This window comes from Pseudarthrobacter sp. AG30, assembly GCF_003116525.1.
Classification (GTDB): domain Bacteria; phylum Actinomycetota; class Actinomycetes; order Actinomycetales; family Micrococcaceae; genus Arthrobacter.
Map to the genome: position 1 here is coordinate 1 of NZ_QEHL01000056.1, position 551 is coordinate 551.

Annotated in this window: 1 protein-coding gene; it reads right to left on the bottom strand. The window is 59.0% G+C overall.

Annotation, left to right across the window (positions count from 1 at the left end; translation table 11 throughout):
- The coding region (locus DC347_RS21290; protein WP_123059245.1) for a CocE/NonD family hydrolase at window positions 1-551 on the bottom strand (551 nt) is incomplete at both ends.

Below are 551 nucleotides of genomic sequence, written 5' to 3' on the forward strand. Positions count from 1 at the left end.
CCATGACGAAAATACGAACCCGCGGAGCAGGCGTATCCGGCCTCAGACCACGAACCGTCTGATCATAAAAACTGACGTGCGATTCGCTGAGATCGGCGGGGGCGAGTGGCCCGAAGTAACGGTCTGGGTATTGCCCGGTCAGGTTTATGTGGTCCCAGGGGCCGATGACCAGACGGGATTCTTCCCGGGCCTGGGACGATCCAGCTTTGGTACGAACCCGCACGAAGTCAGCGACTTGTTCATGAACTTTCAGGTCGTACCAGCCGGTCGTGCTCAGCACTGGGACAGTTACTCTGCCGATGGCATCCGACCAGTCCTGCTCCTTCCAATATTCATCGAGGTCCGGGTGGGCTAGCCAGTCATCAAACCAACGTCCCTTCCCGATGACAGGATGTTCGGTGACGGGCGTGAAGTGATTCAGCTGCATCGGATCCACGAGCGCCGGCCCCAACTGCATTAGGGCGGCGGATTCTTCCGCCGGATTCAATGCCGACGTTCCGGCGTTCCTTGCCAAGACCCGGGTGCAACCGCAGAAGGAAATCATTGCCGTC